This is a genomic window from Micromonospora sp. NPDC050417 (assembly GCF_044458865.1).
Taxonomy (GTDB): domain Bacteria; phylum Actinomycetota; class Actinomycetes; order Mycobacteriales; family Micromonosporaceae; genus Micromonospora_G.
Genome location: NZ_JBITIH010000039.1, coordinates 27372 through 41125, shown reverse-complemented (window position 1 = coordinate 41125; position 13754 = coordinate 27372). Strand labels below are relative to the sequence as shown.

Below are 13754 nucleotides of genomic sequence, written 5' to 3'. Positions count from 1 at the left end.
CGGCGGATGTTGATCCGGACACGGTCGCGGATCGGGATCCGGTGCCGCCGTATGTGGCGGTTGATCCTGACGGTCCGCCTGGGTATTCCGGGTCTCCTATGGATTCGCCGCCCGGGTATTCGGAGGACGGTCCGGGATCCCCGCCGTCGATCCCGGTTTCTCCCGCAAACCCCAGCCCAGGATCTGGCTCAGGTTCGAACTCGAACTCGGGGTCTGGGTCGGGGTCAGTCTCGGGACCGGGCAGGTCGGGTTCGTCGACGGGTGGCGGTGCCGGGTCGCCGGTGGATGGGGACGAGGTGTTCCTGCCTGGTGTCCCGCCGGCTGGTGAGGCGACCGGACCGGACGTGATCATCCCGCCGGACGTCATCACCGGACCGGACGTGATCATCCCGCCGGACGTCATCACCGGACCGGACGTGATCATCCCGCCGGACGTCATCACCGGACCGGGCGTCATCATTCCGTCGGACGTGATTATCGGACCGGGCGTCATCATTCCGCCGGACGTGATCCCCGGGACCAGGCAGGATGTGTCGTTACCGCCGTTGGACTCGGCTCCCGTGTTGGTACTGCCCGGCACGCCGGAACCATCCGCGTTCCTAGATCCCGAACCGGACGTCGGTCCCCCGGCCCCGGGCAGCAATGGCGTCGTCCCGCCGACCACCAGCATGTCCGAGCTGGACGGCGAGCAGGACGACTGGTCCTTGCCAGCGTCGACGCAGAACGGCCTGCCGTTTCCGCGGACTGGTCTTGTGACGGGTCCGGCGGCGATCCCGCAGACGGGAACATCGACAGATTCGTCGTGGACCTCGCAAGCGGGTGGGCTGGGCGCGTCGGCGGGGATGGCCGGGCCGGTGCGGATTCCTGGAACGTTGGGGGCGGCTGGCGCCGCCGCAGCGAACCTGGATGTCCCGGTGACGTCGGTCCCGGCTGGGTCCACCGTCACGTCCACTGGACCGGCTACCTCCGGTGGGTCCACTGTTTTGCCGGGTACGACTGTGTCGTCGGTGGTGCCGTCGCGGGTGACCTCGGTTTCGTTGCCGGTCTCGGATGCCGATTCTGGGCCGTCTCCTGAGGTGGTGACTGTGCCGGGGTCGGCAGTGTCGGATCCCTTGCTGGTGAGCTGGGCGGGTGTTGACAGCCCGGCGGATCCTTCGAATGTCGATTCTGGTGTTGGTTCGGCGGTCGATGTTGATGTGTGGGCCGTGGATTCGGAGGTCGAGTCGGGCCGAACAGTGCCGGGCAGCACCACGAACCACGGCGAGACCGGTGGGCGCCGCACCTCCGCACCGGACCAGCTCGCGGATGCCACCATCGGTCCGGAAGCGGTCACGAGCGTTCGGCTTCCCGATGAGCCGTCGCCCGGGACAACACCGCCGGTAAGGCTCGACCGGGGTGACCTGGAGTCCCTGGTCAACAGGGTTGCCTCCCGAGCGGCAGGCCGTCGGGTACCTGCGCCTCGCCGACGTGGGGCCGACCCGTGGCAGAGCATCGAACTGCTCAAGGGACTCCAGGACGCGTTGTATCCGCAGCGGGCGTCCGGCGCGGGCGGCACCGACATCGGGGACGCCTCGGCGGTCGGTACGGGGCATCTGGCCGATCGGGTCGATGGCGACGAATGGCGGCCGGTTCCGTCCTGGGGCGATGTCGAGCAGCGGGTGACGAAGGCCGGCCCAGGTAGTACCGCGCTGGTGATGTGGCAGCAGGTCGGTGGTGGCGCCCGCCAGGCATTCGCGGTGCACCACACCACCGACCCGGCTCAGCCGCTGCAATGGGTGCAGCCGCACGGCGAGATCGGCGCGCGGTTCATTACGCGTGAGTTGATGGGACCCGTTGCCGCGGCCCGGGTGGTTGTCCTCGACCCCTCGGGTGTCGTGGTTCGGGGCGACGCCGAGCAGTCCGAGGTGGTGCTGCCAAAGCCGGGAACGGGCACGACTGCCGGGGACGGCCCGTACAAGGCCGGTGACGTCAGCGCGGGGCCCATGCACGTCAGCAGCGTGCGGCAGGCAGAGAACGGTGACTGGCTGGCCGACGGGTTCCCGATCGTCGTACGACGGATTGATGGTGCCCGTGGCGGTGCTGCGCTGTTGTCTGATGACGACTGGAGTCGACTGGTCGACCCTGGACAGGTGCTGCCCGACGGGACGAAATATCCCGTGCTCGTCCACGGTGCCGACGACGCCGTCCGGGTTCCGATCAGGCTCGACAACGGCGGTGTCGGTGCAGCGTTGCTCACCCCGGAGCAACTCTCGCAGATTCTCGGCACCGTCGCACCGAATGGCGAGGATCTGGTTCTGGTCGCCTGCGGCACAGGTGCGCTGGCAAACGGGTTCGCGCAGCGGCTCTCGGACCTCCGGCAGGCGGACGTACTGGCCCCGCCCGGTGCGGTGACGATCGGAAGCCGGGAACGCCTCCGCGAGGTGTTTGCGTCCGACGGCGAGTCTTGGGTCCTGTTCCGTCCGACGATCGATGGCGAGCGTGACTCCGACGGCGGCTGGGACGTGATCAATGACCAGTTGCCGGACGGCCGTTACCGGCGCTTCGACGGGATCGCCGCAGTGCCGGGCCAACCGTCGGACGGTCTGACTCTGCCCACCGACAGCCCGAGGGATACCGGATGGCTGGACGACACGTCTGAGGACGACGGAGAGGACGGATACCGCGAGGAGGACGGCGACGACTTCTACGCCGTTCGCGACGATGATGAGGCCGCGCCCGAGGCCGTCGGCCCCGGCGTCGACTCGGCCGAGGCGCTCGGGACCGAGCGGTCGTGGCTCCAGTCCGAGACCTCCGGACGTGCCTTGGAGTTGGTGTTGGACTCCGTGGACGGCGAGATCTCCGAATCCGATCTCGCCGCGATCCGACACCTAGGTGACAGGCTCGCTCTCGCTGCGGCCGTTCGAGGCAGTTTCGGCCTGCGGATGCCATCGGTCGGCATCTTCGTCTATGGGCGGGACGACCAACCCCACCAAGACCCGCAGGAGGTGCAGGGCGCCGTTCAGGTCTTCCAGGAGTTGCGCCGGATCGTGTCCGAGGGCGCGCCGGAATACCGCCAGGATCTCATCGGGCGGGGCATGGTGGATACCGGCTGGGACCCGTCCTGGGTGCTGCCGGTTGCGTCGCTGTTAAGGATCGGGCGGCCAGGTCGCGTGGGGTCGTACGTGCTGGAAGTCCACTACGCCAACGACACGTTTCCGGACTGGGCGAACGATTCCGTCCTGTTCCCACAGACGATCAGTGTTTTGGAGGGTTCAGAGACGACCGCGCTCGCCCGTGAGGTCGAGCGCGTGCTCGCCTCTCGTGATGATTTCCCGGCCGGTCACATTCGACTGAGGCCGTCTCTTTTGGGCCCGTCTACTGGGGACGATGACACCACGAGCCGCCCGATCGCGGCCTACCGGGTGTTCCGGTTAGAGAATGATCATCTGGCCGCCGAGCGGAACGTCCTGGTCTTCCAGCTCAGGCTCGCCGTAAGCGCCGAGGACCGGGACGGGGCGCAGCGTTTGGTCCGGATCGTCAACCAGGTCGCGAATCGGGTCAACGGGCGGTTCATTCTGCCCACCGAATACCTGCTGCACCTGGACGTCCGCTTGGACTTCGGCGACACCCACGCCAATGGTGCCGACTGGGAGATTGACGTCGTCGATGGTTCGACGCCGGAAAGCTGGGCTACGCAGATCCCTGACGCATGGCCGGCTGACCCCATGCTTGTCGAAGGTCATGAGTTCGCGGAGGCCGCGCTGCTCGCCCGGCTGTTGCGGATGTTGGGCGTCCACGACGTCGCCAGCGATGGGCCATATTGGGATGAGATGGTCGACGGGGGTGTTCCCGCCGAGTATCTGCTGCGGATCTGGATGCTCCAGGAGACTCTCACCCGCGCGCCGCGCAACTCTTACACGGCGCCTGAGTCCTCCCTGATCGGACTACCGACAGACGAGGTCGGTTCGGAGCCGTCTGACGACGAGGAGCTCGGTATCGGGGACGTTTTCCTGCCGCCGAGTGTCTACCGTACGGCCAGTGATGTCGGCGGTGACGACGACGACATGTACGCCGATCGTGATCCCGATGAGGAGCCTGGTAGCGGGGATGCTTTCCTGCCGCCGAGTGTCTACCGTACGGCCAGTGATGTCGGCGGTGACGACGACATGTACACCGATCGCGATGAGGACGCATCCGGTGCCAGCGTCGACTCCATCGGGGAGCCGAGGTTTGAGCAGCGGTCGTACCGGACCGAGAACCGCCCACGCGTCGTAGAGCTGGTGTTGGACTCCGCAGATGGGAGGCTCTCCGAATCCGATCTCGCCGCGATCCGACAACTGGGTGATCAGCTCGCCCTTGCTGCGGCCGTTCGAGGCGGCTTCGGCCTGTGGATGCCATCGGCGAGCATCGTCTCTCGCGGGAACGTGCGGGACATGCCTGCCGCTCGTCAGGTGTCCCGGGAGTTGCGCCGGACCGTGTCCGAGCGGGCACCGGAACACCTCCAGCGTCTCGCTGGCGCCGGGTTGGTAGCCAGGCCCTGGGACCCGTCTTGGTCACTGCCGGTTGTACCCGTGGCAGGGGAAGCGAGGACGGATTTTCCGGGGTCGTACGTGCTGGAGGTCAGCGGCGCCGACCACACGGTTCCGAACTGGGTGCAGGGTCGGTCCCTGTTCACGTCGACGATCAGAACCATCCAGAGTCCCGAGACGACCGCACTCGCAGGGGAGGTCGGGCAGGCGCTTGCCGCCCGTGACGACTTCCGGATCAGCCGCGTCCGGCTCCAGCCGCCCCATTCGTCCGACAGCCGGCCGGTCGCGGCGTACGGGATGTTCCGGCTACGGCCTGGTCATGCGGTCGGTGGCCGGGACATTCTGGTCTTCCAGCTTGGGCTCGCCGTGAGTGTCGAGAATCGGGACCAGGTGGAGCAGTCTCTGGTCCGGCTCGTCAACTCGGTCGCTGATCGGATTAACGGGCGGTTCATTCTGCCCGGCGACGAACTGCTGCATGTGGACGTCCGCTTGGACTTCGATGACGCTGTCGCCGATCAAGCCGACTGGCGGGTGGAGGTCTTCGATGGTGAGACATGGGCAAACGCGGCTGCGATATTGCCGGACCGTTGGCCGACGGAGCCTCTGCTTGTCGAAGGTCATGAGTTCGCGGAGGCCGCGCTGCTCGCCCGGCTGTTGCGGATGTTGGGCGTCCACGACGTCGCCAGCGATGGGCCGTATTGGGATGAGATGGTCGCTGGGGGTGTTCCCGCCGAGTATCTGCTGCGGATCTGGATGCTCCAGCAGACCGTCGGCGACGCGCCACACAACTGGTACTTGGCACTTGGGTCCTTGCCAAGCGACCTACCGGTTGAGAGGGGAGCGACGGACGAGATCGGTCTCGAGTCGTCTGGAAACGAGCACACCATCGAGGTGTGGGATCCGGACTCGCCACCGGCCGGTGCGGATGTGGTTGAGGATGACCTCCGAGTCGTGCTGCGCATGGGCCTTTCCGACGACTCGTCGCGATCTGACGGGCCAACGTTGCCTTCCACCAGCCCCCACGGGAGCTTGAACTTCGTTCCTGTGTTGATGGACGAGGTACTGGCCCGGCACCTCGTCGGGCTGCCCATGCCTCGGCTGGCGGTCACCTTCGGCGCGAATGAAGATTTGTATGAGATGTACCTCGAGTCGCGCCTTCTGGACGTGGTGGAACGAGAGTTCGCAACGTGGCTGGAGTGGGCCTTCGATGACTCTCGCTTTGCGTTGTACAGGCCGGCCGGGAGAAACCTCGCGGGGCAGATCGCCGTGACGATGAGGCAGGCGATCCTTCCGATTCAGCGCCGCCTGGACCTGTCCGCCGGTCGGTTCGCCGCAGGTATGGAAATCAGGTTCGTCACCCCCCGTCGTAGCTACGGTGATCCGCTTGTTTCGCCGGGACTGCTGGCACTCTCGGCTGACCAGGAGCGCGTGCCGGGCTGGTGGTGGGCGCTTGATCCGGTCCGTGGCGTCGAGGATTCGTTGGGGGTGGGTGGTCCGCGCGACTTCCGCCGGGTGGGGTCGCCGGGCCTGGAGGATGCTCCGTTCGATGGCGAGCACACCTCCTACGTCTACCTCGACACTTCGGGCGCTCGGGTGTTCCTGCTGCGGTTGGGTTGGCGTGCTGGTGAGGGGGTCGGACCGCAGCTAGTCCTGGAGCAGCAGGCGCTGGTCCAGCAGGCCGCCACCTCGCTCAACGAACGGTTCAGGTTTCCCAACGGCGACCAGTTCCATCTGCAGATCGTCGCAAGTTCCCCGGACGACGCCGACCGAGTGATCACCGTCTCGGCCACGGGCGGGGCGAGGGATCGGGATGTGTGGTCGGCAGGACTGTCAGCCCAGGATGTGCGGGCACGGCTGCTGAGCATGCTGGGCGCCCGCGACGGGGCCAGCATGCACCAGGCCCTTGCCCAGATCTGGATCGAGTCGCAGACCATGTGGTCGGAGACCGAATCAGTCGATCCACCGCGAAGCCTGCGGGGGCCGGTGGCGGGTTCGGCTGGGGTGGGTGATTCTGGGCTGGTCGAGGCTGGACCTTCTCGATTGGAGCGGTCAGCGGGGCCGGACACCGACAAGGGGGCGTTGGTGCCTGCGCTGCGGCGTTTGCCGAACGGTGTGTGGTTGGTGCCGCCACCGGCGGTGGCCGGTAGGTTGACGGTGGACGTGGCGGCGGTCGAGGCGGTGACCGCGGTGCTGGCCGCCCCGGAGGGCACGGCGTTGGTGGTCGGCGTACTGGCCGGGCCGCATTCGATCGCCGCGCCGGGCGAGTCCCATGAATCGTTGATGGTGCAGCGCCTCCTCGATGAGCCGTTCAACGCGGCGGACGCGGCCAATGGGGCGGGAGTCAGTTCCCCGGACGTCCTGGTGCTGTATTTCCGTGGGCAGGACTCTTGGTCTGAGAGACTCGCCAACCGCGTGCAGAGGGAGATCGACGGGCGTGCCTGGCAGGGTCACCCGGTGCCGCGGGCAGTGGTCTATGCGGGGTGGGGACCTTCCACGACGACTGGCGAGTGGTGGGTGAGCATTCCGGGGCAGACCCGGTCGTACGGGCCATACAGGCGACTGCGTGACGCGGTGGATGAGGCCCGGCGGCAGCAGTCGATCCGGATCGACCTCCCTGCACAGCTGCGACGCCGACTGACGGGTCAGCGCCCGTTGGTCGACGACGAGACTTTGTCGTTTTTGATCGCCAACCAGGCGGGACTCGATCCCGGCGAGCACGTGTTGGCGACGCCCTCCTACCAGGAGACGGTCCGGGCGCAACCGCCGGTGGGTCCGCTTGGGCCGGTGCGGGTGCCGGTGGGTTCGGCCCGGACCGAATCGCTGCGGTTGGATGCGGTGCGAACGTGGCTGCGGCCGCGGACGGTGCGACGGGTGCCCTCGGTGGTCGAGCCCGTGGTCGAGGTGTCACTGCCGGCCGAGGTGACGGCCCCGGTGCTGCACCTGCCGGCTGACGAAGCAGGCCCGGACCTGCACGTGGTGACCATCCGGCTGCCGAACGACGGCGAGCGTGGCGGTCCGCGGGATCTGTGGGTCGCCCGACACGCGGATGGTTTGGCGGCGGAGGTGCTCCCGTCCGGGCTCACTGCCGACCAACTACTCCACGGGGACAGGAGTATTTCGCTTGCCGCGCTCGACCGGCTTTTCTTCGATCCGGGCCGGCTGAACACGCAAGAGCTCGTTGAGTTGGGCGACTGGCGGGTTGTGTATCTGCCCCCTGGCGCGACGCACTGGATGACCGAAGACCAGTACACCAACCTTGTGCAGCGGAATCCGGCGGTTGAGGGACTGGCCGTGGCGCGGCATCCGGTCGGCTCGGTGCTCTGGTCGCCGCGATATGGGTGGTTGACCGGGCGGGAATACGCCCAGCTTCGACTTCCCGACTTCGGGGGCGCGCCGCGGGTGGTGGTGCTGGTGACGCCGCTGACACCGCAGGCTGGCGGCGACGATCCGGCGTTCGTCCGTGACCTGTCGGACGCGGGCACGACCGTTGTCACGGCCAGAACCCTGCCGTCCCCTGACCCGGCGGATGTGGCGATCGAGTGGCGGGACCGGTCGGAGGGATCGACGCTTGCCGGGCTTGACCTGGGCGGGCTACTGGGCTCGCTGCTGGGCCGCCGTCCACGATCGCTAGGCATCGTCGCGATGATGGTGCGATTGCAGGACAATTCTGATCGGTCCGCCGCACGGGAGGAACTGGGTAGGGTCCGGCGAGCCCTGCCTGCCCGGGACTCAGAGGAGGGGTCCACAGACCTGAGGTTCCGGTTTGCCGGTGCTCCATCGCCGTACGCCATCTGGGACTGGCTGGCGGGTACGGGCGGGGTGGCCGTCGAAGACGGTAACCTCGACGAGGAGTCCGAGTCGATCACCTTGATCGATCTGGTGGTGCCGAATCAGTACGTCTACCTCCTGCACCATGATCGAACTGACTCGTGGTGGCGGACGGTGGACACCACCGCACTGATCGACGACGGGTTCTGGGCCGACTGGATCAGTGGTGAAGGCCGAAGTTGGTCGATTACAAGGCCTGTGTTGCCCGATCCGGGCCCGCCGCCGCCGCCGGCGTCCGCAGTGCCGGTGCAGTGGCATCTGGTGTCGGCGCCGTTGCGGGTGGCGGTGTGGGAGCTGCCGTACTGGGACGGAGTGTCGTTGGACTCCGTGGATCGGGTACGGCGGGTGGTGACGGCGTTGGGCGTGGGGCCCTTCGGCGGCAGGAACGACGACAGGTTCGGCCCCCAGGATCTGGCGGAAGGGTTCGGTGGTGCGTTCGTCCGGGCTGACGCGGACGGTTTGGCGCAACTGCGGCCGGGTGCGGTGACGCCCGTGTGGATAGCGCGGCCGGATCGTCCGGTGCACGTGACATTGGTGGAACGCCAGTCGGACCACCAACTGGTGGTGTGGGACCCGCACGGCGAGCCGGGGGAGCGGTTCCTCGAATTCGATCTCCCCGAGCCGTGGTCGGACGAGGGGGCGTTCTCACCGGAGGAACGAGCCGAATATCACCTCGGGCCGTTCGTGAACGTCTCGTGGGTGTTGCCGCCGGCGCTGCGGGGTCTGGTGCGGTTGGCGCTGGACGATGAGGGGCGACTGCGGCAGGTCGTCATGTCGGACTTTCAGGGCACGGTCGTCTCCGCGGGGGTTCCGGTCGCCGACTCGGCGACCCGCGCGCTGCTCGACCCGTCCACCACCGGCCCGTCGTTCGGGGTCCAGTCGCCGGTGCGGCTCGACCGCGTCGCACTGGAGTCACTGGTCGACCGGGTCACGGACGCGGTTGGACGTCGCCGTGTCGCCGAGCCTGATCCAGGGCTCTGTGTCGAACTGGTCAGCGCTATCCAGTCGGCGCTGTACCCGTGGCGGGCTCCCGTCGTCAGGGCGAGCGTCAGCACCGACGACCTGGTCATCGGTACCGGTCACGTGGCGGATCGGCTCGGCGGTGGTGCGCGGTGGCGGCGGGTGTCGTCCTGGGAGGATGTCGAACGGCAGGTACGGGACGCGGGACCGGGCAGCAGCGCACTCGTGCTGCAACAGCGGCCCGACGGCATCGGCCACGCTCTCGCCCTGCACCACACCACCGACCCGAACCAGCCCCTGCAATGGATGGAACCGCAGAACGAGCGGGGCCGGCGACTCGTCACGCGCGACGAGTTGGGATCCGCCGTCGCCGCACGGGTGGTGATCCTCGACGCGACCGGCAGCGAGATCCGGGCGGCCGAAAGCGTGTCGGACTCCGATGTGTTTCCGGCGAGCGCCGAGTCCCGCTCCACCGCACGTGCGCTCGTTGATGCTCCGACGGACCCCCGGTACGGCGCGCTCCGCCGCCCCGCCGCCGCGCCGTCGACGGTCTCGGAGGCGGCAACGGTCTCGGAGGCGGCAACAGACTCGGAGGCGGCAACAGACTCGATCGGCGCCCTCCGGTCGGAGTGGTTGCCGGGTTCGGACGGCTCCAGGTCGGGCGTGGTGGTGTTGTCGGGTCGGTATGACCCCGCGACTGACCGGGTGCGGCTGTCGGACGAGTGGGGCGGGGCGACGTACTCGGCCGAGGATCTGGCCACGTTCGTGCGGGCACAGACCCCCCTGGGACGACAGCGGACGGTGGCACTGGTGGCGCCGGGTGCGGCGACGGGGTCTGCCGACCGCTCGTCGTTCGCCGGCCGGTTCGCGGACAGTCTCGGCGGCGACGTGTTGGCAGCTCCGGCCGATGTGGTGCTCACCCCAGACGGCGGCCTCCTGGCCGGTCGGCTGCCGCGGGGCGCCGCCGGGGCTGATCCCGTGCGCAGGTTGGAAACCGGCCCGGAGAGTTCCTGGCAGATCGTCCGGTCGCCGGACCGGGTGGATGTCGGTGACCCGGATCTCGGCCTGGCAATGAGTCGGCTCGGTTCGGAGAGCTGGCAGTTTGGACGGCGGCCATCGACCTGGTCGGCGCCGACGCGACTGGCACCGGCGGCGACGGTCCTGCGGGCGCCGGACGCCCAGGATCCGGCGGACGCCGGTGTGGGCACGGCCGAGGAGCCGACGGGACCGGACGTCACCGGGACCGGTGGCGAAGGCGCCGGGCGCGGGCGTGGTCCCGGGGTGCGGGCGTTGCCCGGGGGCGCCCGGGTGGTACGGGTGCCGGCGGATGGCTGGTGCGTGTTGTACTCCGCCGTCCTCGCCGCTCCCGAGGCGGTGGCGGGCCTCGATCTGGGACGGGAGAACACAGCCTGGTTGCTGGAGTTGCCACACCGGTTGGCGCAGCCCGCTGGGGCGTACGGAGTGCTCGGCGACGGTCGGGTCCACGAGGTCGTCCGGGTGTTGGCGGGCCGGCTGGGGGAGCTGGTGGAGGATCCGCCGTTCCCCGAGTTCGGTGCGGTGGCGGTGCGTTCCGGGCTGGCCAATTCTGACGACCCGCCGGCCAACCTGGACAAGCACCAGCCGACCCGGTCGGAGCGGAGGGGACTGGCCAACCAGGTGCGGGCCTGGGCCGGTAGCTGGGCCGACGGCGAGGGCGACGGTTATGCGGTGCTGCTCGCCGACGCGCTGGGCCTGCCGCTGGTCATTGCCGGTCCAGACGGTGAACACCGGGTCTCGGACGCACAATTCGACCGCCGGAACGTGCCGCCGTTGCGGTTGTGGCGAGGCGAGAACAACCACTTCGATGCCTGGGTGCCGGCGCTCGACTCGGCGACGACGAGCCCCGGATCGGCGGCCACGACACCGACCAGGCCCGTTGCCACGAAGCCGACCGAGCGGCAGGTGAAGCCGACCGAGCGGCAGGTGAACCGGACGGCGGAGGCCATCCTCGCCCCCTATCGGGAGCGGCTGCCGTACGCGGCCGTGCAGTCGCGGCTGGCACGTGACGTACCGGACACCACCCCGGCGCCGCGTCCGACACCGAGGCGACGGTTCCGGGTCAGTCTGCCGGACAGTGGCCTTGGCCAGCGGATAGGAAAGTGGATCGCCCCGCCGTCGCATATCGATATCAATTCCGAGCAGCTCGCCGAAGCGGCCGAGCGGGCCAAGCGGGCTGCCGCCGTGGAGCGGGCGCGCCGGAACGTGGTACCCGTGGTGACGACCGACTTGACGTCGACCGTGGATTCGGAGTCGATGTCGCCGGTCGAGCTGGCGTCCGATGTTGATTCGGCATCGACGTCACCGATCGACGATGTGTCGATCGTCGACTCGGACCTGCTGTCGACCGACGAGTTGGTACGGTCGGGGCCGCCGACCGATCATCCGGCCCACCCGTGGTATCTGGACCACGGGGCCAACGGTGAGTTTGTCGTACAGTCGGCCGGCTGGACGGAACCCGGTCGGCTCGCCGGGCAGATCGTGGCCAGGCTGCCCGAGTTGCCAGCCGACCTTCCGCCCGCCAAGGTGACTGAGGAGAAGCTGCGGCGGGGGGTACAAGCCCAACTCGTCGAACTGCTGCGGATCGAAGGACTGTCCGAGGGAGGCCGGCCGGACGGCCAGGCCGAGCAGATTGGGCAGGACTCCGGGTACACCGTGACGGTCGCCAAGCAGGCGCTCGACGAGGGCAACATCGAGAAGTGGGAGGGCCTGCTCCGCGAGGGCTGGGTCGGGGCGATCGGCGACCGCATGGTCTCGATCAGACCCAGGATCTACAAGCCGGCCGCGATCTCCGACGTCGCGTCGCGCGACCGGCAGTTCGCCGTCGCCTTTGGCTCGACGGCGGACAGCAGCAGCCGTACGCGGACGGTGCAATTCAGTACGAGTATGGCCTTGGAATCGATGTTCAACATTGTCTCCACCGGTGCCTCCTCGCTCGTGTTGGGCCTGCCGCAGGTAGGGATCGGCGGCGACACCAGCCGCTCGACGGGTTCCTCCCGTCGGGTGCTCTCAGGGCGGAAGCTTTTTGTCACCGGTGGTGTCAACTTCCTCAGCGGGGTGACGTTCGAGGTCCACGTCGACGGCCGGCCGTGGGGCGGACCAGCGTCGGTGCCGCGCGAGTGGGGTCTGCTCACGGTCAAGTTGCCGCAGCATTACGTCAACCAGGAACATCGGCCGCGCGTGGAGGCGCCCCTGGCGTCGCCCCAGAGCGACGCCGAGCCGGGACCGTCGTCGGCCCGGGAGGTGCTGACCGCGGTCAACCTCACCCCTGCCGTACTGGCCATGCAGCGGAGCCTGCGCGACAGCGGACTCTCGGCGGCCACCACCGTCGACATCGTCCGACGAGCCGGCACGCAACTGCTCAACGAGCGGACGGCCCGCAGCCGTTTCCGTTGGCTGTCCAGTGACACGGACCTGACCGACCTGCTGGTGGTGCCGGTCGAGGGGGGACGAGAGTTCCGGGGCTACGTCACCGTCCAGTTGCGCCTGCGCGAGCTGCAGTATCTGGGCCAAGTCGACGGCGTCCGGGTTCGGGACGACACCGGTGTGATCCGCGGCAACTCGGCGAACCGGTCCGACTCCTCCTCCGCCGCGGCTGCGGTGCGGCTCCTGACCGTTGGGTTGGACAGCGACGCGACGGACCTCACCCGTGGCGGGCTCGGGCCATTCGGTGCCATGGAGTGGGGGAACGCGACAGCGCAGGAACTCAGCCTCGAAGGCATGAACCACACGATGCTCAACCGGGAATCGAACCAGGCCCGCTACTGGGCGCGGGCGGAGGTGCAGGTCAGGGTCGAGTCGATCACGCACAAGATCGCCCCGGTGACCGCGCCGGCCATCGCCGAGATCGGCGTGCCGGCCACCGAGACCGAGGCGTTCGAGCGGGCCCACTTCGGCGCGCGGGTCCCCGCCGGGTCGGTCCCGCCGCGGTTCCGGCCGTTGGTCATGCCGAGCCTGCCGGACCTGCCGACGCCGACGAACGCGGCGCAGGTCGACACGCGGCTCGGAACGATCCGCCCGGACGCTCCGCAGGCCCGCGTACCATTCCGGCCGGCCGGACCAGAGCCGGGCGAACCGCTGATCGTGGCGGCACGCCGTGGCGACGGTCCGGGCACCACCATCGGCCTGCCTGGCGGCGAGCGGGTAGCACAGCTCGTACTCGCGGTGCTGCGCTCCCAGGCGGGCACCTCCATGGTCCCCGGCAGCAAGGTCTGGGGACAGGTGCAGCGCCGCATCCGTAACCGTTACGGCTTGCCGGCACTCGAAGGCGACCCGGGCCGGCTCCGGACCGGAATCTTCACCAGTTTCCGCATTGGTGGCACCCGGTACGAGGTGCTCGTCGTCGGACACCCACGGGAGGGGGTGGGCAAACGGACGTACCGGATGGTGGTGAACAACCGCGCCCTGGCCGCGTCGGAGGCC

At 68.7% G+C, this 13754-nt stretch carries 1 protein-coding gene (only partly in view); it reads left to right on the top strand.

Translation table 11 applies throughout. The features are described from left to right. The first annotated feature begins 1205 nt into the window (after positions 1 to 1205). Positions 1206 to 13754, top strand: partial view of a toxin glutamine deamidase domain-containing protein gene (locus ACIBF5_RS31200; RefSeq protein ID WP_396816473.1) — the 5' portion only. 14823 nt of this gene lie beyond the right edge of the window; 12549 of the gene's 27372 nt are visible here — the first part of the coding sequence; the start codon lies at positions 1206 to 1208; the stop codon falls past the right edge of the window.